Consider the following 26,158-nt stretch of genomic DNA (forward strand, 5'->3'; position numbering starts at 1 on the left):
CCTTGGGCAGCGTGTCGGTGTAGGGGCGCAGACGCCGTCCGGCGCCGGCCGCCAGCACAAGGCCGATCATGCGGTTTCTCCTTCATCGTGTACGGCGGGCGCCCCGGCGGACACCCAGAAGCGGACGCTCTCGACGAGCACCACCAGGGCGATGGCCACGGCGAGAACCGTGAGCGCGGCCTTGAACTGCGCGGCGGTGAGCACGGCGGCCAGGATGGCGACGAGCAGTGTCCGCCCCTCCTGCCCACCGATGACGCGCACCAGCCAGGCCGGGGACGCTCCGGCGTTGCCGCGGATGCGGTACACCGTGTCGTAGTGATGGTAGGCGACGGCCGCCACCAGCCCGAAAGCGGCGGGAAGGGCTCCGTTCACCCCCGCTTTACCGGCGAGGGCGAGGACCGTGCCGTACTCGGCGGCCCGGAACAGCGGGGGGACCAGCCAGTCCAGGGCGCCCTTGAGCGGGCGGGCCACGGCGAGGGCCGAGGTCAGGACGTACACCAGGGCCCCGGCCACCGGGAGGGCGCCGCCGAAGTCCGTGAGGGCCGAGCAGGCCACGACCGCCGCGCCGCCCAGCAGGGCGACCGCGGGCACGGCGAAGCCGGGCAGGCCGCGCCGGAACACCCGGCCGACCGCGTGCGCCAGCGGGCCGGAGTCGGCGAGGTCGGCGAGGGCCCGCGCGGCCCGGTCGGTGCGCCGGGCCCTGCGGGTCACCGAGCGCAGCACCCGGCCCGCCGTGGTGTACGCCGCGGCCAGGGCGCAGCCGACGAGCAGGGCGTAGAAGGTGATGCGCGGGGTGGTGACCGCGGTGAGGACCGCGATCATCGCCCAGCGCTCGCCGATCGGCAGCACGATCATGCGGCGCACCCAGACCGTCCAGCCGACGCTGTCGAGCTTGTCGGAGAGGGCGGCGGTGGGGCTGGTGTTGGCGGTGGCGTCGTGGTTGGCCTCGTTGAAGGAGAAGTCGACCACGTGCCGGCAGGTCTGCAGGACCATCGCGCCGAGGGCGAGCGCCCAGACGTCGTCGCCGCCGCGGGCCGCGCCGAGGGCGAGGCCCGCGTAGTAGGCGTATTCCTTGGCCCGGTCGAAGGTGGCGTCCAGCCAGGCGCCGAGGGTGGAGTACTTCAGCGCGTAGCGGGCGAGCTGGCCGTCGGTGCAGTCCAGTACGAAGGAGGCGATGAGCAGCACGCCGGCCGCGACGAAGCCGCCGCGGGTGCCGGTCGCCGCGCAGCCGGCCGCGATCAGCGCGGTGAGCAGCGAGGCCGTGGTGACCTGGTTCGGGGTCAGGCCGCGGCGGGCGCACCAGCGGGCGATGTAGCGCGAGTAGGGGCTGATGAAGAACGTGGTGAAGAAGCCGTCGCGGGACTTCACGGCCGACTTCAGGCGCACGGCCTCCTCGTCGACGGCGGCGACGGCCCGCCGGGCCTCGTCCAGCGCCCGCGGACCGTCCGGCACGGTGGCCACCAGGCTGCCCAGCTCGGGCCGGTGCACCGCGCCGCCGTCGTCTCCCAGGGCGGTGGCGACGCGGTCGGCGAGGCTGTCCGCGGCGGGCGCGGGGGCGCCGCCCCCGGTGGGGCGGGCGGCCGTACCGGCGTGCGCGGAGGCCGCGCGGGCCACGGCCCGGGTGAGGGCCTGCCGGGCGGCGGGCTGGGCGGTGACGGCGCCGGGTACGGCGGCGAGCGGGAAGCGCGGGTCGGTCAGGCCGAGGCGCAGGGCGTGCGGGTGGCCCACGAAGCGGGCGTCGACCAGGGCCACGCGCCGGTCGGCCGGCACGGCGGCGAGCAGGGTCTGCGCCTCGGCGGCGTCGGCGGCCACGCGCACGTCGAAGCCGAGGGACCGCAGATCGTTCTCCAGTGACGATCCGGGGACCGGCTGACCGGTGACGATGGCGGTCGACAACCGAACTCACTCCCTGGGTGCCGGCGCCCGGCGCCGGTCTGCTGCATGGTGGGGCGCCCCGGCCTGCGGCACCCGGGCGGCATGTCGGCAGAGGCTATCGGATGGGCCGGAGCCCGCGTTCACCGGCCGTTCACGGCCCGGCCCACCGGGGCTGACCCGGCCTTTGCCGCGATCATCATCGGTGATCCGGGGCCCCGCCCACAAACCCATGGAGCAGACCCGGGCAACCGGGACACCGGGCGATCGTGAGGCGGTTGGCCGGGACGCCGAGCGATCAGGACGCCGGGTGGACCGGCACGCCGGGTGACGGTGACGCCGGGCCGTTCCGCCGGGGGTGCCATGCGTCACGTCCATCGGGGTGTATCCGGAGACCGGTCGTGACGGGCGCCTCGCCGAGGAGGCTCCGCGGCGGAGGGCCACCGGTCAGCGGCGTGCTACGGCGAGTGAACCGGCAGCACGCTGACCTGCGCAGCGTTTCCGCAGGTCAAGGCACATGACAACGGTGTTCAGTGCCGCGTTGCCAATACCCCCCACCCGTAGTTCACTGGCCCTCCGGACAGGCGAACGGAAGGCGGTAGTCATGGGCGCAGGGCATGACCACGGGCATGCGCATTCCCACGCGCCGGCCCCGGGTACGGCCACGGCCGCGTACCGCGGCCGGCTGCGCGCCGCGCTGGGCATCACGCTCACGGTCATGGTCGTGGAGATCGTCGGCGGGCTGGCCGCGGACTCGCTCGCGCTGATCGCGGACGCGGCACACATGGCGACCGACGCGGTCGGCCTCGGCATGGCGCTGCTCGCGATCCACTTCGCGGGCCGCCCGCCGAGCACCAACCGCACCTTCGGCTACGCGCGCGCCGAGATCCTCGCGGCCCTGGCCAACTGTCTGCTGCTGCTCGGGGTCGGCGGATACGTCCTGTACGAGGCGGTCCAGCGGTTCGTCGAGCCCGCGCAGACCCGGGGCGGGCTGATGATCGTGTTCGGTCTGGTGGGCCTGGTCGCGAACTCCGTCTCGCTGGCGCTGCTCATGCGCGGGCAAAAGGAGAGCCTGAACGTGCGCGGCGCCTTCCTGGAGGTGGCCGCCGACGCGCTGGGCTCGGTGGCGGTACTGGTGTCGGCGGCCGTGATCCTGGCCACCGGCTGGCAGGCGGCGGACCCGGTCGCCTCCCTGGTCATCGGGCTGATGATCGTGCCGCGCACGCTGAAGCTGCTGCGCGAGACGCTGGACGTGCTGCTGGAGGCGGCCCCCAAGGGCGTCGACATGGCGCAGGTGCGGGCGCACATCCTGGCGCTGGACGGCGTGGAGGACGTGCACGACCTGCACGCCTGGACCATCACCTCGGGCATGCCGGTGCTGTCGGCGCACGTGGTGGTCAGCTCCGAGGTGCTGAACGCCATCGGGAACGAGAAGATGCTGCACGAACTCCAGGGCTGCCTGGGCGACCACTTCGACGTGGAGCACTGCACGTTCCAGCTGGAGCCGGGCGGGCACGCGGAGCACGAGGTACGGCTCTGCCACTGACGGCACGGGGGCCGGTCGCATCGCTCGGCGGCACCGCTCGGCCGGACCTCGCCGTACAGCCTTCCGGTCGCGTGCCTCGCCGTACAGCCTTCCGGTCGTGTGCCTCCCCCGTCCGGCACGCCCCGCCCTCCGGCGCATCCCGCCGTCCGCGTGCCCCGGCCGGTTTCCGGGGGCGGGCTGCGGGCACGATGGGCTACCGGGTCAGGTGCCCGGTGCCGCGCCGCGCGGAGACGCGGGGCGCGCCCGGGGCGCCGGACCCGTACGGCAGACTTGGGATGCTGGGACCGAAGCGAAGGATGCGTATGCCGATCACACCCGCCACCGCGACGCACGGCTCGTCGGAGGACACCGCAGAGGCGATCTTGCTGGAACTGGTCGACGAGAACGGTGTGACGATCGGCACCGAGGAGAAGCTCGCCGCCCATCAGCCGCCGGGGCGGCTGCACCGGGCGTTCTCGGTGTTCCTCTTCGACGAGCGGGGGCGGCTGCTGCTCCAGCAGCGGGCGCTCGGCAAGTACCACTCCCCCGGCGTGTGGTCCAACACCTGCTGCGGTCACCCGTACCCGGGCGAGGCGCCGTTCGCGGCGGCGGCCCGGCGCACCCACGAGGAGCTGGGCGTGTCGCCGTCGCTGCTCGCGGCGGCCGGCACGGTCCGCTACAACCACCCGGACCCCGCCTCGGGCCTGGTGGAGCAGGAGTACAACCACCTGTTCGTCGGCCTGGTGCAGGCGCCGCCCGCGCCGGACCCGGAGGAGGTCGGCGAGACCGTCTTCGTGACGCCGGACGAGCTGACCGAGCGGCACGCCCGGGACCCGTTCTCGGCCTGGTTCATGACCGTCCTGGACGCGGCCCGGCCGGCGATCAGGGAGCTGACGGGCCCGACCGCCGGCTGGTGACCCGGCCCGCTACGGCAGCGCCGGGGGCTTGAGCGGCAGGGCGGCCCAGATCACCTTGCCGCCGCTCGCCGTGTGCTCGACGTCGACCACCCCGCCGGCCTCCCGGGCCACCTCGCGGACCAGGAGCAGTCCCCGCCCGCCCGTCCGGCCGTGGTCGGCCTCCAGGGCGGTGGGGCGGTAGGGGTGGTTGTCCTCCACCGACACCCGCACCCACTCGGCCCCGACGGCCACCTCCACGGCGAGTACCGGCGACAGGAGCGCCGCGTGCCGCACCGCGTTGGTGACCAGTTCGGTGACGATCAGCAGCAGCCCGTGCACCAGGTCGTCGGAGGCCGGCACGCCCTGGCGCAGCAGCAGGTCCCGTACCGCGTGCCGGGCCTGCGGCACCGAGGCGTCCACCGCGGCCGCGGTGAACCGCCAGACGCCCTCGTACGGCAGCGGGCCCGGCGGCCGCTCGCCGCCCTCCGCCGGGCACGGACCGTCCCCGCGCCCGTGGTCGTCCATCGTCCGGTCGCCGTCCTCGCGCTCGATTGTCACCACACGTCGAGTGTTGGTAACGGTGCGCCGCCGTCCGGAGTCCTGAACACAAGTCGGCGGGTATCGAACGCTTTCTGACCGACCGCGCCTGACCTGGTCGCGGGCGGGACTGTTCCTGTTCTCCGGGCGCCGGTTCGCGAATTAGTCGGGTTGTACGGGTTTGCCCGGCGGTGCCGCCCGCTCCCTCCGGCGGTGCCACCCGCTCTCCCCCGCGGCGCCCCGCTGCGCCTCCGCTACGATCCGCCGCATGGACCCCCAGCTGTCCCCTCACGTCGCCGACTCCGTCGCCACCGTGGTGATCCGTCATCCCGCCAAGCGCAACGCCATGACGGCGGCGATGTGGCGGGCCCTGCCCCCGCTGCTGGACACCCTCGCGGCCGACCCGGACGTGCGGGCGCTGGTGCTGACCGGCGAGGGCGGCACCTTCTGCGCGGGCGCCGACATCTCCACGCTCCAGGGCTCGCCGGAGGAGGCACAGCATCTCGCGGTGGCGGCCGAGGAGGCCCTGGCCGCGTTCCCCAAGCCGACCGTCGCCGCGGTGCGCGGGCACTGTGTGGGCGGCGGGACACAGCTGGCGGCGGCCTGCGATCTGCGGCTGGCGGAGGAAGGGGCGCTGTTCGGGGTGACCCCGGCGCGGCTCGGCATCGTCTACCCGGCCTCTTCCACCCGCCGGCTGGTGTCCCTGGTCGGCCCCGCCACCGCCAAGTACCTGCTGTTCACGGCCGAGTTGATCGACGCCGGGCGGGCACTGCGCACCGGCCTGGTGGACGAGGTGCTGCCCGAGGGGGAACTGGACAAGCGGACCGCGGAGCTGACCCGGGTCCTGGTGTCGCGCTCGCAGCTCACCCAGGCCGCCGCCAAGGAGTTCGCGGCCGGCCGCACCGACCGGGACGCTCACTGGGCGGCGCGGGCGCGCGGGAGCGGCGATACGGCGGAGGGGGTCGCCGCGTTCCTGGAGCGCAGGCAGCCGCGCTTCACCTGGACGACGTCCGGATCCGGCTGAGGGGCCGCCGCGGACGTCCGGTCCCGGGTCCGCGGGCCGTTGCCACCCGGCCGTGCCTCACGGCCGTGGCTCCCTCCCCGGGGGCTCGTTCGCCCCTCCCCTGGTTTCCCGGGCCGTTGCGAGGTACCCGGTGTGCGGAGTTCCCCGACGAGAGGAGACCGTGCCGTGTTCCGTGCCCTCGCAGACGTACTGCGGCAGATCGGCGGAGCCGTCGCGACGGTGGTCACGCTGCCGTTCCGGGCGCTCGCCCGGCTGTTCGGCGGAGCCTCGTCCACCGCGCGCGGCAGCCGGGCCTGACACACCCGGGCCCGGCGCCCCGCCGGGCACCGCCCTTGATCCCCGGTTGTCGGTGCCACCTGCCACAATTGCCGCGCAACCTCAGTGGAGAAGGCGGTACGGCATCGTGACCACACCCGGGTCCCTCGGAGCAGGGTCCATCGAAGGCAGGATCGCCGAGGAACTCGGCGTACGGGAGCGGCAGGTCAAGGCCGCGGTGGAGCTGCTGGACAGCGGCTCGACGGTGCCCTTCATCGCGCGCTACCGCAAGGAAGCGACCGAGATGCTCGACGACGCGCAGCTGCGCACCATCGAGGAGCGGCTGCGCTATCTGCGGGAGCTGGAGGACCGGCGGACCGCGGTCCTGGAGTCGGTGCGGGAGCAGGGCAAACTCACCGGGGAACTGGAGGCGCGGATCCGCGGCGCCGAGACCAAGGCGCGGCTGGAGGACATCTACCTGCCGTACAAGCCCAAGCGGCGCACCAAGGCGCAGATCGCGCGCGAGGCGGGTCTGGAACCGCTCGCGGACGGGCTGCTGGCCGATCCGACGGCGGAACCGCGGGCCGCGGCCGCCGCGTTCGTGGACGCCGGCAAGGGCGTGGCCGATCCGCAGGCCGCGCTGGAGGGTGCCCGCGCGATCCTGACCGAGCGGTTCGCCGAGGACGCCGACCTGATCGGCGAGTTGCGCGAGCGCATGTGGGTGCGCGGGCGGCTCGCCTCGAAGGTGCGCGAGGGCAAGGAGGAGGCGGGCGCCAAGTTCGCCGATTACTTCGACTTCGCCGAGCCGTTCACCGAGCTGCCCTCGCACCGGATCCTGGCAATGCTGCGCGGGGAGAAGGAGGAGGTCCTCGACCTCGTCCTGGAACCGGAGGAGCCCACCGAGGGACCGTCGTCGTACGAGGGCGTCATCGCGTCGCGGTTCGGGATCGCCGACCGGGGCCGCCCGGCCGACAAGTGGCTGACGGACACGGTCCGCTGGGCCTGGCGCACCCGTGTCCTGGTCCACCTGGGCATCGATCTGCGGCTCAGGCTGCGCACGGCCGCCGAGGACGAGGCGGTGAACGTGTTCGCGGCGAACCTGCGGGACCTGCTGCTGGCCGCTCCGGCCGGCACCCGCGCCACGCTCGGCCTCGACCCGGGTTTCCGTACGGGGGTGAAGGTCGCCGTGGTCGACGCCACCGGCAAGGTCGTCGCCACGGACGTGATCTACCCGCATGTGCCGGCCAACAAGTGGGACCAGGCGATCGCCACGCTGGCACGGCTGGCGAAGGAGCACGCGGTCGAGCTGGTCGCGATCGGCAACGGCACGGCCTCCCGCGAGACCGACAAGCTTGCCGGTGAACTCATCGCCAGGCACCCGGAGCTGAAGCTCACCAAGGTGATGGTGTCCGAGGCGGGCGCGTCGGTGTACTCGGCGTCGCAGTACGCCTCGCGGGAGCTGCCCGGCCTGGACGTGTCGCTGCGGGGCGCGGTGTCCATCGCTCGGCGGCTGCAGGACCCGCTGGCCGAGCTGGTGAAGATCGACCCGAAGTCCATCGGTGTCGGCCAGTACCAGCACGACCTGTCCGAGGCGAAGTTGTCCCGCTCGCTGGACGCGGTCGTCGAGGACTGTGTGAACGGCGTCGGCGTGGACGTCAACACCGCGAGCGTGCCGCTGCTGTCGCGCGTGTCGGGCATCTCCGCGGGGCTGGCCGAGAACATCGTGGCGCACCGGGACGCCAACGGTCCCTTCACCTCCCGCGCGGAGCTGAAGAAGGTGGCGCGGCTCGGTCCGAAGGCGTACGAGCAGTGCGCGGGCTTCCTGCGCATCCGGGGCGGCACGGACCCGCTGGACGCCTCCAGCGTGCACCCGGAGGCATACCCGGTGGTGCGCCGCATGGTGAAGACCACGGGCCGGGAAGTGGCGTCCCTCATCGGCAACACGGGGGTGCTGCGCTCGCTCAGGCCGGCCGACTTCGTGGACGACACCTTCGGTCTGCCGACCGTCACCGACATCCTCAAGGAGCTGGAGAAGCCGGGCCGCGACCCGCGTCCGGCCTTCAAGACGGCCACCTTCAAGGAGGGCGTGGAGAAGATCTCCGACCTGTCCACCGGGATGGTCCTGGAGGGCGTGGTGACGAACGTGGCGGCGTTCGGCGCGTTCGTGGACATCGGCGTCCATCAGGACGGCCTGGTGCACGTGTCGGCCATGTCCAAGTCGTTCGTGAAGGACCCGCGCGATGTCGTCAAGCCCGGTGACATCGTCAAGGTGAAGGTCCTGGACGTGGACATCCCGCGCAAGCGGATCGCCCTGACCTTGCGGCTGGACGACGAGGCGGCCCCGCAGGAACAGGGCGGCGGCCGGCCTCAGCGCGGCGGTGCCCGCCCGCCCCAGCAGCGGCAGGGCGGTGGCCAGGGACAGGGCCGACGGCAGGACGGCGGCCAGGGGCAGCGGCAGGGCGGTGGCCAGGACCGGCGGCAGGGCCGGGGCGGTGGCGACCGGGGCGGCCGCCAGGCTCCGGCCCCCGCGAACAGCGCGATGGCGGACGCCCTGCGCCGCGCGGGACTGCTGGACCCGAAGAAGCGCTGATACGACGACTCCGGGGCCGGGCGGTGGCTCCGTCCGGCCCCGGATAATCCGTGGACAAGGATCATCCGATCGTCAGACTCGTCCCATGACAGGATCAGATCCCAAAGCCGACCTTCAGGTGTACCTCCAGGACGCGCGCGATGTGCTGCTCTGGAAGCTCGACGGCCTCGCGGAGTACGACATCCGCCGCCCGCTGACGCCCACCGGCACCAATCTGCTCGGCCTGGTCAAGCACCTGGCCGGGGCCGAGGCCCTGTACTTCGGCGCGACCTTCGGCCGGCCCTTCGCCGGGACGCCCTTGTGGGTGACGGGCGACGCCGCACCGGACTCGGACCTGTGGGCGCGGGCCGACGAGACCCGCGAGGAGATCACCGAGCGGTACCGGCGGGCCTGCGCGCACGCGGACGAGACCATCGCGGCGCTTCCCCTGGACGCGGTCGGCCGGGTGCCGGGCGCGCCCGGGGAGATCACGCTGCACCGGACGCTGACCCACATGGTCGCCGAGACCCAGCGGCACGCCGGTCACGCCGACATCGTGCGCGAGCTGATCGACGGGGCCGTGGGCCAGCGGCCGGACGGTCTCAACGTCGCGCCCCACGACCCGGACCACTACGGCCGGGTCGAACGAGCGGCCAAGGAAGCGGCGGCGGGCGGCCGTTAGCGCTCCGTCACCTTGCCGTCGGCCACCTCCAGGCGCCGGGTCACCCGGACCGCGTCCAGCATGCGCCGGTCGTGGGTGACCAGCAGCAGGGTCCCCTCGTACGCGTCGAGGGCCGACTCCAGCTGCTCGATGGCGGGCAGGTCCAGGTGGTTCGTGGGCTCGTCCAGGACCAGGAGGTTGACGCCGCGGCCCTGGAGCAGGGCGAGGGCGGCGCGGGTGCGTTCGCCCGGCGAGAGGGTCTCGGCGGGCCGCAGGACGTGGTCCGACTTCAGGCCGAACTTGGCCAGCAGGGTGCGGACCTCCACCGGCTCGGTGTCGGGCACGGCCGCGCGGAACGCGTCCAGCAGGGTCTCGGGGCCGTGGAACAGCCGCCGGGCCTGGTCGACCTCGCCGACCAGCACTCCGGAGCCGAGCGCCGCGTGCCCCGCATCGAGCGGGATCCGGCCGAGCAGGGCGCCGAGCAGGGTGGACTTGCCCGCGCCGTTGGCGCCCGTCACCGCGATCCGGTCCGCCCAGTCGACCTGGAGCGACACCGGTCCGAAGGTGAAGCCGTCGCGCCGTACCTCGGCGTCCCGCAGGGTGGCCACGACCGCGCCCGACCGCGGGGCGGAGGCGATCTCCATGTGCAGCTCCCACTCCTTGCGGGGCTCCTCGACCACCTCCAGACGCTCGATCATGCGCTGGGTCTGCCGGGCCTTGGCGGCCTGCTTCTCGCTGGCCTCGCTGCGGAACTTGCGGCCGATCTTGTCGTTGTCGCCGCCCGCCTTGCGGCGCGCGTTCTTCACGCCCTTGTCCATCCAGGTCCGCTGCATCTGGGCGCGGTCCTGGAGGGCGGCCTTCTTGTCGGCGTACTCCTCGTACTCGTCGCGGGCGTGCCGGCGGGCCACCTCGCGCTCCTCCAGGTAGGCCGCGTAGCCGCCGCCGTACAGGTTGATCTCCCGCTGGGCGAGGTCGAGTTCGAGGACCTTGGTGACCGTGCGGGTGAGGAACTCGCGGTCGTGGCTGACGACGACCGTGCCCGCGCGCAGTCCGGTGACGAACCGTTCCAGGCGCTCCAGGCCGTCCAGGTCGAGGTCGTTGGTGGGCTCGTCCAGGAGGAAGACGTCGTAGCGGGACAGCAGCAGGGAGGCGAGGCCGGCGCGGGCCGCCTGGCCGCCGGACAGGGCGGTCATCGGCTGCTCCAGGTCCACCGCCAGGCCGAGGGAGTCGGCGACCTCCTCCGCGCGTTCCTCCAGGTCGGCGCCGCCGAGGCCGAGCCAGCGCTCCAGGGCGGTGGCGTAGGCGTCGTCGGCGCCCGGCGCGCCGTCGACCAGCGCCTGGGTGGCCTCGTCCATGGCCCGCTGGGCGGCGGCGACACCGGTACGGCGGGCCAGGAACTCCCGGACGGTCTCGCCCGGCCGGCGCTCCGGCTCCTGCGGCAGATGGCCGACGGTCGCGCCCGGCGGGGACAGCCTCAGTTCACCCTGCTCGGGCTGGGTGAGTCCGGCGAGCATCCGCAGCAGGGTGGACTTGCCCGCGCCGTTGGCGCCGACCAGCCCGATCACATCGCCGGGCGCGACGACCAGGTCCAGCCCGGAGAACAGGGGCCGGTCACCGTGTCCGGCGGCGAGATTCTTGGCAACGAGGGTGGCAGTCATCAGGACGCCGATCCTAACGGCGGCCCGCACCCGCCCCCGCCCCCGCGGTCCTGGGCCGGACCGAGGGGCCTGCGGTCCCGGGCTGGGCCGAGGGGCCTATCGTCCTGGCGTGGACACTGAGCCGAGTGACGAAGTGATCGTGGTCGGAGGCGGGGTCGCCGGGCTGACGACGGCCGTGCTGCTGGCCGAGTCCGGGCGACGGGTACGGGTGTGGGCGCGGGAGCCGGCCGAGCGGACCACCTCGGCGGTCGCCGGCGGCCTGTGGTGGCCGTACCGCATCGAACCCCGGCCGCTGGTCGGGGCGTGGGCCCTGGAATCCCTGCGCGTCTACCAGGAACTGGCGGCACGGCCGGAGGAAACCGGGGTACGCCTGGTGGACGGCGTCCACCACGGGGCCCGGCTCGCGGAGCTGGACGCTTGGGCGGGCCGGGTGGCGGGACTGCGGGCGGTGGCCGGAGGGCTGGCGGCACGGCTGCCGGTGGCCGACATGCCGGTGCATCTCGCGTGGCTGCGGCGGCGGCTGGAGCGGGCGGGGGGCACGGTGGAACTCCGTGAGGTGACCGACCTGGCGGCCGTGCCCGCCGCCGTGGTGGTCAACTGCGCGGGGCTCGGCGCCCGTCGGCTGGTGCCGGACCCCGCGGTGCGTCCGGTGCGCGGGCAGCTGGTCGTGGTGGAGAACCCGGGCGTCACGGAATGGTTCACCGCCGTCGACGACTCCTCGGCCGCGTCCACGTATGTCATCCCGCAGCCGGACCGGCTCCTGCTGGGCGGTACGGCCGAGGAGGACGACTGGAACCTGGAGCCGGACCCCAGGGCCGCCTCGGCGATCGTCGCCCGCTGCGCGTCGGTCCAGCCCGAAGTCGCCGGCGCCCGGATCCTCGCCCACCGGGTGGGCCTGCGCCCGGCCCGGCCGGCGGTACGCCTGGAGCGACAGCTCCTGCCGGACGGACGCGTCCTGGTCCACAACTACGGCCACGGCGGCGCCGGCGTCACGGTGGCGTGGGGCTGCGCACGGGAAGCGGCCGGGCTGGCGTCTCCCACCCCCTGAGCGCTCGCTACGGGCAGTGAGCGGGAGGGTTTCCCGACCGACCGGAACGAGCGGCCGACGGAAGCGGGCCGGACGTTTCGACCGGCCGACCGGGCGTGAGCGGGGCCCGGTGGTCCGGTGGGAGCGAGAGGCGACGGTCCGACTGGGCGTAACCCGAGGCCGACGGTTCGGCTGAGCGGGGGCGAGGGCCGACGGCTCGACCGGGCGCGAGCGAGGGCCGGCGGTACAGCCGAGCGGAAACGGGGCCGGCGTTTCGAGCGAGCCGGGCGGCAACTCCCCAGGGGCGCGGGGAACTGCGCGCCCGACCCACGACAACCCGCACCCGAACACGACGACCAGCCACCCACCCCACAACCACCCGCACCCGAACAACGACCCGCTACCCGCCCCCAGGTCCCCGAATCGTCAGTCGGCCGGCAGGTGCGGACCGGATCGCGGCGCCCCCACCCCCTCCCGCACCACCGGCGCGGGAACCCCCGCCCCGCCGGACGTGGCCCGGGCGAACGCGTCCGCCCCGCCCACCAGCGGCACCTTCGCCGTCGTACGGGACAGGTCCACGGTGAGTGTCGGCCGGGTGGACGGCGGTTCGACGAGGTACTCGTCCGTGCCCGCGACGATCAGCGCCAGCCGGTGCCCCGCGGGTACGACATGGTCGGTGGCCCCGAGCCGGAGGGTCATCGTGTAGGCCTTGCCCGGGGTGAGCGGGACGCCCTTCGCCGCCGAGGCGTGGTGTCCGAGGTCGGCCCAGCCGCGGCTGACCACCGTGTAGCCGACGGCCGCGGTCTTGGCCCGGGTCTCCTTGTAGCAGGCGCTGTCCCCGGCCGTGCTCTCCCCCCAGCAGGTGCGCTCGGCGAGGGTGGAGATGCCCTCGGCGGGGTCGGCGTAGTCGCGGATGGTGTCCGGACCGAGGTCGACCAGGACGGCGGACAGGTGGGCGGAGGACGTGGACGGGGTGGCGGTGACCGTCACCTCGGGGGATCCGGCCAGGCGGAGCGCGCGGGAGAGGGGCGCGGTGACGAAACCCGCCTTCTCGGGCGTGGCCACGGTGGCGTGGGCGGCCCAGTCGGTCTCGCTCAGCCGCGGGTCGTCCGTGAAGACCGCGGTGCCGTGGGCCCGGTGCGAGCCGAGCGTGCCGACGCCCGCCTGGCGGCCCGGGGCCGGGTGCAGCACGGTGGCGCGGGTACCGGCCGGGGGCCACACGGGGGTGGTGGCCCACTGGTCGGGGTGGTGTTCGACGTCGGCCATCGGCTCACGGTCGATGCCGTTGTCGTAGCCGAGGAGTTCGTGGTCGAACCAGCGGTGCAGGGTGTCCACCCAGGCGCCGCGCCGGAAGTCGAACGGGTCGACGTGTCCGGTCTGGGACAGCCAGATCTTGCGCCGGACGCCGTGCCGGGCGAGGGCGTCCCACCATGGACCCAGGTGCTGGGTGCGGACGTTGAGGTCCTGTGTGCCGTGCACCGCGAAGACGCTCGCCCGGACCCTGGCCGCGTCCTTGACGTAGTCCCGCTCGGTCCACAGCGGGGTCCAGTCGCCGTTGCGCGGACTGCCCTCCGCCAGTCTGCGCTGTACGGCCGCGCAGTGGGCGCGCGCGCCGGCGCTCTCGACGCGGTCGGCGAGCCGGTCGGGGCCGCCGTCGTAGAGCGGGGCGCCCTGGGCGAAGTAGTAGTCGTACCAGGAGGAGATGGCGCTGATCGGGACGATGGTCTTCAGCCCCTTGACGCCGGTGGCCGCGACGCCGTTGGCGACGGTGCCGTCCCAGCTCTTGCCGATCATGCCGGTGCGGCCGTTGGTCCAGCCGGCCCGTACCGGGGTGCCGCCGGTGCGGCTCGTGTAGGCCGTGGCGCGGCCGTTCAGCCAGTCGATCACGGCCTTCGCGGACCCGATGTCGGAGGGGCCGCCGATGTCCACGCAGCCGTCGGAGCGGTTGGTGCCGGCGAGGTCGACGCCGACGAAGGCATAGCCGCGCGGTACGAAGAAGTTGTCGTAGAACAGCGGCATCCGGTCGACGCGGCCCTGGGCGTCGTACGTCTTGAGCTGGCTCTCGTTGCCCCGCCCGCAGCAGGAGTAGTAGGGGCTGGCCTCCATGACGACCGGCACCTTGCGGCCCTGCCGGGCGGGTTCTGCGGGCCGGACGATATCGGCGGCGACGCGGTCGTTCCTCCCGTCGCCGTCCTCGTCGGACCCGGTGTCCACCCATACGGACTCGCGGATCGCCTGGGCGTAGGAGTAGACGGGGGTGCTCTCGCGGGGTACGGGCCGGGCGCCGGCCGGGGCGGGGAGGAGGGCCGTCAGGGTGGTGGCGGCGGCGATGACGAGCGTTCTGCGGATCGCGGAGCGCGTGCGTGTCGGCATGCGCGGACGGTACTCCGGTCGACTCCCCGGAGAAAGAGGACTCTCCGGGCCGCGTGACGGCTGAATGGCGATCATGTGACAGCGGGTGCCATGGACAGGGCAGGGGCCACAGGAAATGAATAGGCTGCGGAACAGAGCCTTTCCGACTGGACCCGTGGTCCTGACGACTTGGAGCTGACGTGCACCGCAGAATCATCGCGCCGGGCGCATTGGCGGCGGCCTCCGTCCTGCTGGCGATCCCGGCATCGGCCGCGAGTTACACCCCTGGCGCACCGGGCATCGGCGACCCCTACTACCCGTACTACGGCAATGGCGGCTACGACGTCTCCCATTACGACCTGAGGCTGCAATACCAGCCGAAGACGGACGAGTTGCAGGGCACGGCGACGATCCTGGCGAAGACCACCCAGGACCTGTCCCGCTTCGACCTGGACTTCCTGCTGGACGTGAGCGAGGTGCGGGTCAACGGCACCAGGGCCGCCTTCACCACCTCCGGCGAGCACGAGCTGGTCGTCACCCCGAAGACCCCGCTGCCCAAGGGCACGCCGGTCACGATCGTGGTCCGCTATCACGGGGTGCCGTCGGCCAAGAGCGCCTACGGCTTCACCTCCTGGCACCGCACCCCCGACGGCGGGGTGGCCGCCAACGAGCCCGAGGCCGCCTGGTGGTGGTTCCCGAGCAACGACCACCCGACCGACAAGGCCACCTACGACGTGTCGGTGTCCGTCCCGGACGGCACCCAGGCCATCTCCAACGGCACGCTCCAGTCGACCAGTTCGAGGCTGGGCTGGACCCGCTACAACTGGCGGCAGAACAAGCCGCAGGCCACCTATCTGGCCACGCTCGGGCTGGGCCGGTTCGACATCACCACCAGCACCTCCGACGGCGGGGTGCCCGTCGTCAACGCCTACAGCAAGGACCTCGGCGACCACGAGGGCGCCGCGCGGGCCAGCGTGGAGCGCACCGGGGAGATCGTCGACTGGCTGAGCGACTACTTCGGGCCGTACCCGTTCTCCTCGGCCGGCGGCTACGTCCCGAACACCACCACCGGGTACGCGCTGGAGACGCAGTCCCGCGTCTACTACAGCCCGCGGCAGTTCGCGAACGGCACCAACACCTCCCTTGTCGTGCACGAGCTGGCCCACCAGTGGTACGGCGACTACGTGTCGGTCAAGGGCTGGAAGGACATCTGGATCAACGAGGGCTTCGCCCGGTACGCGCAGTGGCTGTGGTCCGAGCACGAGGGCGAGGGCACCACGCAGGAGCTGGCCGACTACGTGTACGCCTCGCACCCGGCCGACGACGCGTTCTGGACGATCGCGCCGGGCGACCCCGGTCCGGACCACCAGTTCGCCGGTGCCGTCTACGACCGGGGTGCCCTCGCCATCCAGGCGCTGCGCAACGAGATCGGCGACGACGCGTTCTTCGCGATCCTGAAGGGCTGGCCGAAGGAGCACGCCTACGGCAACGCCTCGGTGGCCGACTTCCAGCGGTACGCCGAGCGGGTGTCCGGCAAGCCGCTGGCCGCGCTGTTCGACACCTGGCTGTTCCAGCCGTCGAAGCCGGTCGCGCCGTCGGCCCGCGCCCTGGTGAAGACGGGTACGGCGGTGGCGCAGCCGAAGTCGTGGAAGAAGATCGAGGCGACGAACGAGGTGCACCAGCACTGAGCGGGCTCCGGGGCTCGGGTACCGGAGCCTCGGGGGCTCGGTTCCCGGTGCCTCAGAGGGTCGGTGCGGTCGCCCGTCGCAGCAGTTCCTCCCGGTCTATCGCGTCCGCGCGGTCGGCCGGGACGGTGCAGGCGTGGGCGCCCGCGATCGCGCCGTACCGGGCGCAGCGCTCGGGTGGCTCGCCGGCGAGCCGGCCGTAGAGGAACGCGGCGGCGAAGGCGTCGCCCGCGCCGTTGGAGTCCACCACGGGCGCGGGCGGCTCCGCCGTCGGTATCCGGGTCAGGGCGCCGTCGGCGAGCAGGTACGCGCCCTCGGCGCCGGCGGTGGCGACGACGGTCCCGGCACGGCCGCGCTCGGCGATGCGCCGCATGGTCCGCTCGGGGTCGGCGAGGGCGGCGGCCGACAGGAAGACGATGTCGGCCGCGTACGCGAACGGCTCGTGGTACGGGTTCTCGCCGTCCCAGTCGTGCAGGTCCGTGGAGAGCGGCACGCCGGTCTCCCGGAGCACGGGCAGGGCGTGGGCGCCGGGCTGGGTGATGGTCACGTGCACATGCCGGCTCGTGGCGGCCAGCGCCCGCAGGGTGGCCTCGGGGAAGCGGTCACCGGGGTGGGCGCGGGTGGTGTCGTACAGCGACAGGCGGCGGCCGTCCGGGCCGACGAGGTTGACCGCCCGCTTGGTCCCGGCCGGCTGCGGCAGCGCGGTGAGGGCGATCCCGTGCTCGCGGTGCAGGGCGCGGACGAGGTCGCCCTCGGGGTCGTCGCCGAGGAAGTCGAGATGGTGGGTGCGCAGGCCCAGGGCAGCCAGCCCGAGGGCGACGAAGTCACCGGTCTGTCCGGCGCGGGTGCGGATCCCCGAGTCGATCATGTAGCTGTCGGCGTACGGCAGCGGCAGCTCGGGGACCCGGACGATCGTGTCCACCCCGGCCCCGCCCAGCACCAGCACCTCGCCGATGTCCGTCGCTGCGGTCATGCCCCGCCCTCCCCGTGGTCGTACACCGTCACGGCGATGCCCCGTGCCGCCGGCCGGCCGGCGACGAGCGGCTCTGTGCGGGACCACTTCCCGCCCGCCAGACCGCAGCCTATCCGGGGCATGGGCACGGACGCGCCGAGCCGGAGCACGTCGTCGGCGAGGCGGGCGAGGGCGGTGTCGATGGCTGCGATCACCTTGGCGTCCTTGGCGGACGGCACGGTGGCGTCACCCCGGACGTACGCGATCTCCGACATGACGACACCGTAGGCGATGCCACTGACAGTGGCGCCGAGCCGCTACTTCTGCGGCTCCGACGAGGCCAGAGCGGCGTCCTTGGCCACTTGACGGCGGATGCCGAACCAGCCGACGACCAGCATGACGGCGATCAGCGGGATCAGCAGCAGGGTCTTGCGGCCGACCTCCTCGTCGTTCCACATCATGCCGAGGCAGACCAGCAGGAACACGACGGTGGCGATCTCGGTGACCGGGCTGAACTTCAGCTGGAAGTGCGGCCGGGTGACCAGGCCGGCACGGGCGCGGCGGACGAAGATCGCGTGGCAGATCATGATGATCACCCAGGTGCTGATGATGCCGAGCGAGGCGACGTTCAGCACGATCTCGAAGGCCTTGCTGGGCACCAGGTAGTTCAGGACGACGCCGAGCACACAGACCGCGCAGGTCAGCAGGATGCCGCCGTAGGGCACCTGGCTGCGGCTCATCACGCGGGTGAACTTCGGCGCCGAGCCGGCCATGGCCATCGAGCGCAGGATGCGGCCGGTGGAGTACAGGCCGGAGTTCAGCGAGGACATGGCCGCGGTCAGCACGACCAGGTTCATCACGTCACCGGCCGCCGGAACGCCGATCTTGGACAGCACGGTCACGAACGGGCTCTGGTCGGCGGAGTACACCGAACCGGGCAGCAGCAGGGCGAGCAGCACGACCGAGCCGACGTAGAACAGGCCCACCCGCCACATGATCGAGTTCACCGCGCGCGGGACGACCTTCTCCGGCTCGGCGGTCTCGCCGGCGGCCACGCCGACCAGCTCCAGCGCGGCGTAGGCGAAGATCACGCCCTGCATGACCAGGACGACCGGCATCACACCGTGCGGGAAGACACCGCCGTGGTCGGTGATGACGCTCAGGCCCGGCTTGCTGCCGCCGACGTCGTGCTGGGTGGCCAGCAGGAAGATGCCGATCAGCATGAAGGCCACGAGGGTGGCGACCTTGATGATCGCGAACCAGAACTCCATCTCGCCGAAGATCTTCACCGAGATCAGGTTCACGGTGAGGACGACGGCGAGGGCGATCAGCGCCAGCACCCACTGGGGTATGGAGGTGAACATGCTCCAGTAGTGCGTGTAGAGCGCGATCGCGGTGATGTCCGCGATGCCGGTGGTCGACCAGTTCAGGAAGTACATCCAGCCGGCGACATAGGCGCCCTTCTCGCCGAGGAACTCGCGCGCGTACGACACGAAGGACCCGGAGGACGGGCGGTACAGGACCAGCTCGCCCAGGGCCCGCACGACGAAGAAGGCGAAGACACCGCAGACCAGGTAGGCCAGGGCGAGTGCCGGACCGGCGTTGTGCAGGCGGCCGCCGGCGCCCAGGAAGAGGCCGGTGCCGATGGCGCCGCCGATGGCGATCATGTTGACGTGGCGGGCCTTGAGGTCCTTGCTGTATCCGGCGTCGCCCGCGTCCGCGGGCGTCTGGGCCACCTGGGGGTGGGTGGTGGCCTGTGCCGATTGCACGGCGTCCTTGCTCACGGGTGGTTTCACTTCCTGGTGCGCCCGGGCCTCATGGGTCCGGGGTTCGTGCAGGTCTTGGCCCGCACCACCCTTTTCGCGGCACAGACCAAGGCAGCAGCTTCCCAGACACACCGGCGATAGGCGGTGATCCACGTCACAGAGCGGAACTTCTCACACCTCCGGCCGGGGCGCCCCACGGGTTTCACACCTTTGGTGAGACAGCGATACTGCTGTACATGACGACCGACACCGGGGAGCCCACCCTGACGATCGACGAGCTGGCCGCGCGGGCGGGCGTCACGGTCCGCACGGTCCGCTTCTACGGCACCAAGGGGCTGCTGCCGCCGCCGGTGATCGGGCCGCGTCGGGTGGGCCACTACGGCCGCGAGCACCTGGCCCGGCTGGCGCTGATCGAGGAGATGCAGCACCAGGGCATGACGCTCGCCGCGATCGAGCGGCATCTGCGGCAGCTGCCGGCCGATCTCGGCCCGCACGATCTGGCGATCCACCGGGCCGTGGTCGCCTCCTGGGCGCCGGACACCGTGGAGACCGTCTCCCGTGCGGAGCTGGAGCGGCGGGCGGGGCGGCGGCTGGCCGGGGCGGACCTGGACCGGCTGGCCGCGATGAACGTGGTGACACGGGAGGGGGAGTCCTTCCGTGTGGACGGCGGTCTGCTGCGGCTCGCGGTGCAGTTGCTGGACGTGCCGCTGGCGCAGGAGACGATCCTGGCCGCGCGGACCGTTCTGACCGGCCACGCGCGGGCGGCGGCGCACGAGCTGTCGGATCTGCTGCGCGAGGCGGTGGCCGAACGCGACACCCGGGATGTGAGGTCCCTGTCGGCCCATATGCACCCCCTCGTGGTCCAGGCGCTGCTCACCACCTTCCAGCGGTCGCTGCGGGAGGAGCTGCGCCGGTGGCTGGACGGGACGGACCGCCCGGCGGGAGGGGGCGGCGCGGACAAGGCCGCGGACCCGGGCGGCCCCGGCGAAGCGGACGGCGGGGCCTGGGCGGACGGCATGGACGGCGCGGACGGCGCGGCGGCCCCGGGGGCGGAGTCCCGGGGCACGCCGTCCGGGTGAACCGGCTCAGCGGGCGTCGGTGAAGGTCTCCCCCTTCTCCGCCTTCGCCACGAGCAGCGCGGGCGGGGTGAACCGGTCGCCGTAGCGCTCGGCCAGCTCGCGCGCGCGGGCCACGAAGCCGGCCGGGCCCCCTTCGTAGCCGTTGATGTACTGGAGCACACCGCCGGTCCAGCCGGGGAAGCCGATGCCGAGGATGGAGCCGATGTTGGCGTCGGCGACCGAGGTCAGGACGCCCTCCTCCAGCAGGCGTACGGTGTCGAGCGCCTCGGCGAAGAGCATGCGCTCCTGCATGTCCCGGAACGGGATCTCGTGGCCGGGCCTGGTGAAGTGCTCGCGCAGCCCCGGCCACAGCCCGGCCCGCTTGCCGTCCTCGGTGTAGTCGTAGAAGCCGGCGCCGCCACTGCGGCCGGTGCGGCCGAACTCGTCCACCATGCGGTCGACGACCGCCTCGGCCGGGTGCGCGGTCCAGGTGCCGCCGGCCTCCTCCACGGCCCGCCTGGTCTCGCCGCGGATCTTGCGCGGGAGGGTGAGGGTCAGCTCGTCCATGAGGGAGAGCACCTTGGCGGGGTAGCCGGCCTGGGCGGCGGCCTGTTCCACGGAGGCGGGCTCGATGCCCTCGCCGACCATGGCGACGCCCTCGTTGATGAAGTGGCCGATCACCCGGGAGGTGAAGAAGCCGCGCGAGTCGTTGACGACGATCGGGGTCTTGTTGATCTGCCGGACCAGGTCGAAGGCGCGCGCGAGCGCCTCCTCGCCGGTGCGCTCGCCCTTGATGATCTCGACCAGCGGCATCTTGTCGACCGGTGAGAAGAAGTGCAGCCCGATGAAGTCGGCCTGGCGCTCGACACCCTCGGCGAGCGTGGTGATCGGCAGGGTGGAGGTGTTGGAGCACAGCAGCGCGTCGGGGGCGACGACCGACTCGATCTCCTGGAACACCTTGTGCTTCAGGGCGGTGTCCTCGAACACGGCCTCGATGACCGCGTCACAGCCCGCGAGGTCGGCCGTCTCCGCGGTGGGGGTGATCCGGGCGAGCAGCGCGTCGGCCTTCTCCTGGCTGGTGCGGCCCTTGGCGACGGCCTTGGCGCACAGCTTCTCCGAATACGCCTTGCCCTTGGCCGCGGCTTCGGCGGAGACGTCCTTGAGGACGACGTCGATGCCCGCGCGGGCGCACGCGTAGGCGATGCCGGCGCCCATCATGCCGGCGCCGAGGACGGCCACCTTGCGCACCTGGCGGGGCTCGACGCCCTTCGGCCGGTTGGCGCCGGAGTTGACCGCCTGGAGGTCGAAGAAGAACGCCTGGATCATGTTCTTCGAGATCTGCCCGGCGGCGAGTTCCACGAAGTAGCGGGCCTCGATGACCTGGGCGGTCTCGAAGTCGACCTGGGAGCCCTCGACGGCCGCGGCGAGGATGTTGCGCGGGGCCGGGTAGGGGGCGCCGTTCGTCTGCTTGCGCAGGTTGGCCGGGAAGGCGGGCAGGTTGGCGGCGAACTTCGGGTGGGCCGGGGTGCCGCCGGGGATCTTGTAGCCCGGCGTGTCCCAGGGCTGCCGGGACTCGGGGTGGGCGTCGATGAACGCGCGGGCCTTGGCGATGAGTTCCTCGGGGGTCTCGGCCACCTCGTGGACGAGGCCGTTTTCCCGGGCGCGCCGGGCGTTGTACTGGGTGCCCTGCAAAAGCACCTTCAGCAGGGCGTCCGCGATGCCCAGCAGGCGTACGGTGCGCACCACTCCGCCGCCGCCGGGGAGCAGGCCGAGGGTGACCTCCGGGCAGCCGATCCGGGTGCCCGGGGTGTCCAGGGCGATCCGGTGGTGGCAGGCGAGGGCCAGTTCGAAGCCGCCGCCGAGGGCCGCGCCGTTGATCGCGGCGACGACCGGTTTGCCGAGGGTCTCGATGCGGCGCAGGTTGCGCTTGATGGCGAGGCCGCCGTCGAACAGTTCCTGTGCGGTGCCGGGGGTGACCCGGACGAGGTCGCGCAGGTCGCCGCCGGCGAAGAAGGTCTTCTTGGCCGAGGTGAGGATGATGCCGCGGAGGGAGTCCCGCTCGGCCTCCAGCCGGTCGGTGATCGCGGCGAGGGAGTCGCGGAACGCCTGGTTCATGGTGTTCGCGGACTGGTCGGGGTCGTCCAGGACGAGGGTGACGACACCGGTGTCGTCCTGCTCCCAGCGGATGGTGGTGCTCTCGGTCATGACAGTCGTCTCCGTTGAAGTCGCTTGTTTCCGCGGGGAGTTCAGATGCGCTCGACGATGGTGGCGATGCCCATGCCGCCGCCGACGCACAGCGTGGCGAGGCCGTAGCGCTTGTCCTGGCGCTCCAGTTCGTCGACGAGCGTGCCGAGGATCATCGCGCCGGTGGCGCCGAGCGGGTGACCCAAGGCGATGGCACCGCCGTTGACATTGATCTTGTCCAGGCTCAGGCCCATGTCCTTCGCGTAGCGCAGGACGACCGCGGCGAACGCCTCGTTGATCTCGACCAGGTCGATGTCGTCGATGGTGAGACCGGCCTTGGCCAGGGCCTTGCGGCTGGCGGGGGCGGGGCCGGTGAGCATGATGGTCGGCTCGGAGCCGGAGACGGCGGCGGAGACGATCCGCGCGCGGGGGGTGAGGCCGTGGCGTTCGCCGGCCTCCCGGGAGCCGATGGCGACGAGCGCGGCGCCGTCCACGATGCCGGAGGAGTTGCCCGCGTGGTGGACGTGGTCGATCTTCTCCACCCAGTGGTACCTCTGCAGCGCGACCGCGTCGAAGCCGCCCAGGTCGCCGATGTCCGCGAACGACGGCTTGAGCCCCGCGAGGGAGTCCGCGGTGGTGCCGGGGCGCGGGTGTTCGTCGTGGTCGAGGACGACCAGGCCGTTGCGGTCCTTGACGGGGACCACCGAGCGCTCGAAGCGGCCCTCCTTCCAGGCGGTGGCGGCGCGTTCCTGGGACAGGGCCGCGTACTCGTCCACATCGCGGCGGGAGAAGCCCTCGATGGTGGCGATCAGGTCGGCGCTGATGCCCTGCGGCACGAAGTCGACGGAAAGGTTGGTCATCGGGTCGTTGAACCACGCGCCGCCGTCCGAGGCCATCGGGACGCGGGACATGGACTCGACGCCGCCGGCCAGGACCAGGTCCTCCCAGCCGGCCCGGACCTTGGCGGCGGCCAGGTTGACGGCCTCCAGGCCGGAGGCACAGAAGCGGTTCTCCTGGACGCCGGCGACGGTGTCCGGCAGCCCGGCGGCGAGGGCGGCGATCCGGGCGATGTCGGAGCCCTGGTCGCCGATGGGGCTGACGACGCCGAGCACGATGTCGTCGATCCCGGCCGGGTCCAGGTCCGGGAAGCGGTCGCGGATCTCGTGGATGAGGCCGACGACCAGGTCGATGGGCTTCGTGCCGTGCAGGGCGCCGTTCGCCTTGCCGCGCCCGCGCGGGGTGCGGATCGCGTCGTACACGTACGCTTCGGTGCTCACTGGGGTGCCTTTCGGGAGGGTGGGCCGAGCGGGGTGGGCGGGGTCAGCCGCCGTCGGTGACCGGGCCTTCGGTGACCGGGCCTTCGGTGTCCGGGGTGCCGGGGTCGTCGGCGGGGCGGGGCGGTATGCGCCAGTCCCGGGCGACCGCCGCGGTGTCCGCGCCGGGCCGGGCGGGGCCGGTGCGGACGGCGGTCGGGGTGGCGGAGAACCGGGGGGCGGGGGCGGGCTGGGTGATGCCGTCGTGGTCGGTGAAGGTGGCGCGGGCGGCGAGGTGCGGGTGGTGCGGGGCCTCGCGCAGGCCGAGCACGGGCGCCACGCAGGCGTCGGAGTCCTCGAAGACGGCCGTCCACTCGGCCCGGGTGCGGGTCTTGAAGGCGGCGGCGACCCGTTCCCGCAGCTCCTCCCAGCGGGTGAGGTCGGTGCGCGCGGAGGCGAGACCGGTGAGGCCCAGCAGGCTCAGGAACTCGTCGTAGAACTTCTCTTCCAGGGCGCCGACCGCCATGTACCGGCCGTCGGCGGTCTCGTAGGTGCCGTAGTAGGGGCAGCCGCCGTCCAGGAGGTTGGCGGCGCGCCGGTCCTGCCAGCCGCCGGCGGCGAGCATGGCGTGGATCATCGTGGACAGGTGGGCCGTGCCGTCGACGATGGCCGCGTCGACCACCTGGCCGGTGCCGGTCGCGCGCGCGTGGTGCAGCGCGGCGAGGACTCCGACGACCAGGTAGAGGGAACCGCCCGCGTAGTCCCCGAGGAGGTTGGCGGGCACGGCCGGGGGTTCGTCCGGGCGGCCGATCATGTTGAGGGTGCCGGTGAGCGCGATGTAGGCGATGTCGTGGCCGGCGCGGTGGGCGAGGGGGCCGTCCTGGCCCCAGCCGGTCATCCGGCCGTAGACCAGGCGGGGGTTGCGGGCGTGGCAGTCCCCGGGACCGACGCCGAGCCGTTCGGCGACGCCGGGGCGGTAGCCCTCCACGAGGATGTCGGCCCGTTCGGCGAGGTCCAGGACGCGCGCGGGGCCGTCCGGCGCCTTGAGGTCGACCACGACCGAGCGTTTGTTGCGGTTGGTGAGGTCGCGGGCCGGGTCCAGGCCGAGGCCCACGCCGCCCGGGCGGTCCACCCGGACCACGTCGGCGCCCAGGTCGGCCAGCAGCATGGCGGCGAACGGGCCCGGCCCGATGCCGGCCAGCTCCACCACGCGCACGCCGGACAGCGGGCCGGTACCCGGCGTCGGCGGCGTCTGTGCCGTTGTCATCCGTCCAGCCCCCAAGCGTGTGTGACACCGCTGCTGTAACACCGGTGATGCTAAGAACGCGTTCCACCGAACACAAGACCCAACGAGCAAGCGCTTAGCCAAGTGCCCGGCGCGTCAGTCACCACCCGGACGAGTGAACGGCTCCTGTGCCGGCCCCGCCCCGTGCGCGGTGCCGGCGCGCCCGCCGGGGCGCGTGCGTCGGCTCCCGCGGGCGCGGGGTGTTCCTGGCTGCGGGCACCGCTGCCTCCGGGCTGGTCTTCGGACTGCGCACTCCTCACGCTAGCCTCGGCCACCGACAGCGGCGCGGGCTGCGCTGGGGGCGTGTGGACAAGGGGTGACATGAGCAGCATCGGCAGGACCGGCCGTCCCTACGACCTCGTGCTCTTCGGAGCCACGGGCTTCGTCGGCACGCTCACGGCCCGCTATCTCGCCGCGCACGCGCCGCGGGGGCTGCGCTGGGCGGTCGCCGGCCGCGACGAACGGCGGCTGGAGCGGCTGCGCGAGAGCCTGCCCGGCGGTGAGGGCGTCGGTGTCCTGCGGGCCGACGTGCGCGAACCGGCCACCCTGCGCGCGCTCGCCGGGCACGCGCGCGTGGTCGCCACGACCGTCGGACCGTACGTGCTGCACGGTGAGGAACTCGTCGCCGCCTGCGCCGACAGCGGCACCGACTACCTGGACCTCACCGGCGAGCCGGAGTTCGTGGACCTGGTGTACGTCCGGCACGACGCACGCGCGCGTGAGACGGGTGCGCGCCTGGTGCACGCCTGCGGGTTCGACTCGGTGCCGCACGACCTGGGCGTGTACTTCACGGTCCACCGGCTGCCCGAGGGCGTGCCGCTGACCGTGGACGGCTATGTGACCGTGGACGCGGCCTTCTCCGGCGGCACCTTCGCCTCGGCGTTGAGCCAGCTGGCCCGCGGCGGGCGGATGCGGGCCGCCGCCCGCGAACGGGCCCGGCACGAGCCACGGCTGCCGGGCCGCCGGGTTGCGGCGCCGCACGGCGCGCCGAGGTACGCCCCGGAGGCCGGCGCGTGGGCGCTGCCGCTGCCCACCATCGACCCGGGCGTCGTGCGCCGTTCGGCGCGGGCGCTGGAGCGGTACGGCCCGGACTTCCGCTACCGCCACTACGCCGCCGTGCGCCACTTGCCGGTCGCGCTCGGCGGGGCCGCCGCCGTCGGCGCGGTGGCGGTCGCCGCCCAGCTGCCGCCCCTGCGGCGCCGGCTGTCGGACCTGCTCCGGCCGGGAGACGGACCGAGTCCCGAGAAGCGGGCGAAGAGCTGGTTCCGGGTGCGGTTCGTCGGCGAGGGCGGCGGGGAGCGCGTGTACACCGAGGTCGCGGGCGGCGATCCGGGCTACGACGAGACGGCGAAGATGTTCGCCGAGGCCGCCCTCTGCCTGGCCTTCGACGAACTGCCGCCGACGGCCGGTCAGGTCACCACGGCCGAGGCGATGGGCGACGCCCTGACCGACCGGCTGCGCGCGGCCGGGATCACCTTCCGGGTGGCGGCGCGGCGCTGACCGGAACGCGTTCGTCCCGGCGTGCCCGCGGATGCGTGGAGGCACCGCGCGGACCGGGCGCGCGAGCCGGAGCGCGTCCTGCGCCGCCGGGGTGGCAAC

The 26,158-nt window shown here is 73.2% G+C and carries 19 protein-coding genes and 1 pseudogene; 10 read left to right on the plus strand and 10 right to left on the minus strand.

What is annotated here, in order from left to right; translation table 11 throughout:
- Nucleotides 1–66: 66 nt before the first annotated feature.
- On the minus strand, nt 67–1,896 hold the full coding sequence (locus tag ABD350_RS05490; RefSeq protein WP_344346603.1) for a DUF5941 domain-containing protein: 1,830 nt from the start codon (nt 1,894–1,896) through the stop codon (nt 67–69).
- A 580-nt stretch (nt 1,897–2,476) separates the two neighbouring features.
- Between ABD350_RS05490 and ABD350_RS05495 the strand changes: the two genes are divergently transcribed.
- Nucleotides 2,477–3,418, plus strand: coding sequence for a cation diffusion facilitator family transporter (locus ABD350_RS05495; protein ID WP_344346604.1), 942 nt, complete (start codon nt 2,477–2,479; stop codon nt 3,416–3,418).
- Between the two features lie 302 nt (nt 3,419–3,720).
- Nucleotides 3,721–4,314 carry an isopentenyl-diphosphate Delta-isomerase gene (gene idi / locus ABD350_RS05500; protein ID WP_344346605.1) on the plus strand — a complete coding sequence of 198 codons (594 nt, stop codon included), beginning with the start codon at nt 3,721–3,723 and terminating at the stop codon, nt 4,312–4,314.
- Between the two features lie 9 nt (nt 4,315–4,323).
- Here the strand turns inward: idi and ABD350_RS05505 are convergent, their stop codons facing one another.
- Nucleotides 4,324–4,818, minus strand: coding sequence for an ATP-binding protein (locus ABD350_RS05505; RefSeq protein WP_344346659.1), 495 nt, complete (start codon nt 4,816–4,818; stop codon nt 4,324–4,326).
- 280 nt (nt 4,819–5,098) lie between these two features.
- On the opposite strand from ABD350_RS05505, the gene ABD350_RS05510 reads away from it, so the two are divergent.
- The 4 genes from ABD350_RS05510 (at nt 5,099) to ABD350_RS05525 (ending at nt 9,360) form a co-directional block, all read left to right on the plus strand.
- Entirely contained in the window at nt 5,099–5,854 is a 756-nt protein-coding gene (locus ABD350_RS05510; protein ID WP_344346606.1) for an enoyl-CoA hydratase/isomerase family protein, read from the plus strand.
- Between the two features lie 165 nt (nt 5,855–6,019).
- Nucleotides 6,020–6,151, plus strand: coding sequence for an LPFR motif small protein (locus ABD350_RS05515; protein ID WP_268253357.1), 132 nt, complete (start codon nt 6,020–6,022; stop codon nt 6,149–6,151).
- A 106-nt stretch (nt 6,152–6,257) separates the two neighbouring features.
- Complete coding sequence (locus tag ABD350_RS05520) at nt 6,258–8,699, plus strand: Tex family protein (protein ID WP_344346608.1); 2,442 nt, start codon at nt 6,258–6,260, stop codon at nt 8,697–8,699.
- Between the two features lie 85 nt (nt 8,700–8,784).
- Complete coding sequence (locus ABD350_RS05525; protein ID WP_344346609.1) at nt 8,785–9,360, plus strand: DinB family protein; 576 nt, start codon at nt 8,785–8,787, stop codon at nt 9,358–9,360.
- On the opposite strand, the gene ABD350_RS05530 is transcribed toward ABD350_RS05525, so the two are convergent.
- Entirely contained in the window at nt 9,357–10,997 is a 1,641-nt protein-coding gene (locus tag ABD350_RS05530) for an ABC-F family ATP-binding cassette domain-containing protein (RefSeq protein WP_344346610.1), read from the minus strand. The two genes, ABD350_RS05525 and ABD350_RS05530, sit on opposite strands and share 4 nt — an antisense overlap.
- 133 nt (nt 10,998–11,130) lie before the next feature.
- On the opposite strand from ABD350_RS05530, the gene ABD350_RS05535 reads away from it, so the two are divergent.
- Nucleotides 11,131–12,045, plus strand: coding sequence for an FAD-dependent oxidoreductase (locus ABD350_RS05535; protein WP_382466805.1), 915 nt, complete (start codon nt 11,131–11,133; stop codon nt 12,043–12,045).
- Nucleotides 12,046–12,450: 405 nt separating this feature from the next.
- Here the strand turns inward: ABD350_RS05535 and ABD350_RS05540 are convergent, their stop codons facing one another.
- Nucleotides 12,451–14,397, minus strand: coding sequence for a Xaa-Pro dipeptidyl-peptidase (locus tag ABD350_RS05540; RefSeq protein ID WP_344346613.1), 1,947 nt, complete (start codon nt 14,395–14,397; stop codon nt 12,451–12,453).
- Nucleotides 14,398–14,576: 179 nt separating this feature from the next.
- Here ABD350_RS05540 and ABD350_RS05545 point away from each other — a divergent pair, with 179 nt between their 5' ends.
- Nucleotides 14,577–16,064 (plus strand): M1 family metallopeptidase, encoded by a 1,488-nt coding sequence (locus ABD350_RS05545; protein WP_344346615.1) that lies wholly within the window; start codon nt 14,577–14,579, stop codon nt 16,062–16,064.
- Nucleotides 16,065–16,116: 52 nt separating this feature from the next.
- Here the strand turns inward: ABD350_RS05545 and ABD350_RS05550 are convergent, their stop codons facing one another.
- The 3 genes from ABD350_RS05550 to ABD350_RS05560 are packed head-to-tail and all read right to left on the minus strand — an operon-like array spanning nt 16,117 to nt 18,797.
- Nucleotides 16,117–17,034, minus strand: a complete 918-nt coding sequence (locus tag ABD350_RS05550; RefSeq protein WP_344346616.1) for a PfkB family carbohydrate kinase — start codon at nt 17,032–17,034, stop codon at nt 16,117–16,119.
- Nucleotides 17,031–17,288 (minus strand): macro domain-containing protein, encoded by a 258-nt coding sequence (locus ABD350_RS05555; RefSeq protein WP_344346617.1) that lies wholly within the window; start codon nt 17,286–17,288, stop codon nt 17,031–17,033. The genes ABD350_RS05550 and ABD350_RS05555 overlap by 4 nt, the downstream gene beginning before the upstream one ends.
- A gap of 42 nt (nt 17,289–17,330) precedes the next feature.
- The gene (locus ABD350_RS05560) at nt 17,331–18,797 is read right to left on the minus strand and encodes an amino acid permease (RefSeq protein WP_344346618.1); all 1,467 of its coding nucleotides are present in this window, start codon (nt 18,795–18,797) and stop codon (nt 17,331–17,333) included.
- A gap of 218 nt (nt 18,798–19,015) precedes the next feature.
- Here ABD350_RS05560 and ABD350_RS05565 point away from each other — a divergent pair.
- Nucleotides 19,016–19,702, plus strand: a pseudogene (locus tag ABD350_RS05565) (MerR family transcriptional regulator); the annotation flags it as partial.
- A gap of 162 nt (nt 19,703–19,864) precedes the next feature.
- On the opposite strand, the gene ABD350_RS05570 reads toward ABD350_RS05565, so the two are convergent.
- From ABD350_RS05570 to ABD350_RS05580, 3 genes are read right to left on the minus strand one after another with little or no spacing between them, the layout of a single operon-like run.
- Nucleotides 19,865–22,042, minus strand: a complete 2,178-nt coding sequence (locus ABD350_RS05570; RefSeq protein WP_344346620.1) for a 3-hydroxyacyl-CoA dehydrogenase NAD-binding domain-containing protein — start codon at nt 22,040–22,042, stop codon at nt 19,865–19,867.
- 41 nt (nt 22,043–22,083) lie between these two features.
- The gene (locus ABD350_RS05575; RefSeq protein ID WP_344346621.1) at nt 22,084–23,298 is read right to left on the minus strand and encodes an acetyl-CoA C-acetyltransferase; all 1,215 of its coding nucleotides are present in this window, start codon (nt 23,296–23,298) and stop codon (nt 22,084–22,086) included.
- 43 nt (nt 23,299–23,341) lie between these two features.
- Entirely contained in the window at nt 23,342–24,541 is a 1,200-nt protein-coding gene (locus tag ABD350_RS05580) for a CaiB/BaiF CoA transferase family protein (RefSeq protein WP_344346622.1), read from the minus strand.
- A gap of 339 nt (nt 24,542–24,880) precedes the next feature.
- Here ABD350_RS05580 and ABD350_RS05585 point away from each other — a divergent pair, with 339 nt between their 5' ends.
- Nucleotides 24,881–26,059, plus strand: a complete 1,179-nt coding sequence (locus tag ABD350_RS05585) for a saccharopine dehydrogenase family protein (protein WP_344346623.1) — start codon at nt 24,881–24,883, stop codon at nt 26,057–26,059.
- Nucleotides 26,060–26,158: the final 99 nt, after the last annotated feature.

Source organism: Streptomyces nogalater, from assembly GCF_039532885.1.
Taxonomy (GTDB): Bacteria; Actinomycetota; Actinomycetes; order Streptomycetales; family Streptomycetaceae; genus Streptomyces; species Streptomyces nogalater.

What these genes read in the sequence shown, in the direction of transcription:
- ABD350_RS05570 (WP_344346620.1), bottom strand. Translation starts at nt 22,042, where the DNA reads ATGACCGAGAGCACCACCATCCGCTGGGAGCAGGACGACACCGGTGTC.
- ABD350_RS05550 (WP_344346616.1), bottom strand. Translation starts at nt 17,034, where the DNA reads ATGACCGCAGCGACGGACATCGGCGAGGTGCTGGTGCTGGGCGGGGCC.
- ABD350_RS05495 (WP_344346604.1), top strand. Translation starts at nt 2,477, where the DNA reads ATGGGCGCAGGGCATGACCACGGGCATGCGCATTCCCACGCGCCGGCC.
- ABD350_RS05555 (WP_344346617.1), bottom strand. Translation starts at nt 17,288, where the DNA reads ATGTCGGAGATCGCGTACGTCCGGGGTGACGCCACCGTGCCGTCCGCC.
- ABD350_RS05540 (WP_344346613.1), bottom strand. Translation starts at nt 14,397, where the DNA reads ATGCCGACACGCACGCGCTCCGCGATCCGCAGAACGCTCGTCATCGCC.
- ABD350_RS05505 (WP_344346659.1), bottom strand. Translation starts at nt 4,818, where the DNA reads ATGGACGACCACGGGCGCGGGGACGGTCCGTGCCCGGCGGAGGGCGGC.
- ABD350_RS05530 (WP_344346610.1), bottom strand. Translation starts at nt 10,997, where the DNA reads ATGACTGCCACCCTCGTTGCCAAGAATCTCGCCGCCGGACACGGTGAC.
- ABD350_RS05525 (WP_344346609.1), top strand. Translation starts at nt 8,785, where the DNA reads ATGACAGGATCAGATCCCAAAGCCGACCTTCAGGTGTACCTCCAGGAC.
- ABD350_RS05510 (WP_344346606.1), top strand. Translation starts at nt 5,099, where the DNA reads ATGGACCCCCAGCTGTCCCCTCACGTCGCCGACTCCGTCGCCACCGTG.
- ABD350_RS05580 (WP_344346622.1), bottom strand. Translation starts at nt 24,541, where the DNA reads ATGACAACGGCACAGACGCCGCCGACGCCGGGTACCGGCCCGCTGTCC.
- idi (WP_344346605.1), top strand. Translation starts at nt 3,721, where the DNA reads ATGCCGATCACACCCGCCACCGCGACGCACGGCTCGTCGGAGGACACC.
- ABD350_RS05585 (WP_344346623.1), top strand. Translation starts at nt 24,881, where the DNA reads ATGAGCAGCATCGGCAGGACCGGCCGTCCCTACGACCTCGTGCTCTTC.